At 54.0% G+C, this 643-nt stretch carries 1 protein-coding gene; it reads right to left on the reverse strand.

The genetic code is table 11. The features are described 5' to 3' along the window. Positions 1-171: 171 nt before the first annotated feature. Entirely contained in the window at positions 172-333 is a 162-nt protein-coding gene (locus JP75_RS26745) for a hypothetical protein (protein ID WP_160176257.1), read from the reverse strand. Positions 334-643 lie beyond the last annotated feature (310 nt).

The following is a 643-nucleotide window of genomic DNA, read 5'->3' on the forward strand; positions in this document are numbered from 1 at the left end:
GGGGGCTGCCTGATTATTTGGCGGGGCCTTGGCGGCAACAATGACGTACGACGATGAGGACAACCTCTTTAACACCATCAACGACATGACCAAACGGTAAGCCGGGTAGCACAGGAATGCGAATGAACACGGCACCTTTCGCGTACCTGTGCTGAACCTCGGACGATCTTCTTAGCTGTCCACAAGGGTGACTTGGAAATCTTCGGCTCCCTCGGGGAGGTGCGCCCAGCCAATATCGCAAGCCTCAAAGTCATCCATAGCTTCAACATGGGTGGACAAGATCACCTCCCCGGACGCGGCGGTGTAATCAATTCGGAAGTTGGCGCGGTCCATCGTCTTCTATTTCCCTTGGTATTGGTCGGGAGTCCCAGAGGATGGGTCCCGACTATTTTTTACAAAATCTGTGTTTCCGTATTCGTATAGCGCCTTTGGCTGATTTTCCCCCGGTGTGGGGGGCCTGTCCATTCGCCATCGCCCTATACCACGGAGGTCTATGAGTCATTCGCGTTCTCATTGCAAGCCTTTGATTTCTCTACGGTATCGTGGAGATAGCGTTAGCGTTGCGAGTTGGTGTTGCGTCCGACAGTCTCACTGAACCTTGCCCTTGTGACACTCCGGGAAGTCCTCGGAAAGCAGTGCCACA

The sequence above is a fragment of the Devosia riboflavina genome (genome assembly GCF_000743575.1).
In the GTDB taxonomy this organism is placed as follows: domain Bacteria; phylum Pseudomonadota; class Alphaproteobacteria; order Rhizobiales; family Devosiaceae; genus Devosia; species Devosia riboflavina.

Coding starts and splice junctions, on each gene's coding strand:
- JP75_RS26745 (WP_160176257.1), bottom strand. CDS start 333: ATGGACCGCGCCAACTTCCGAATTGATTACACCGCCGCGTCCGGGGAG.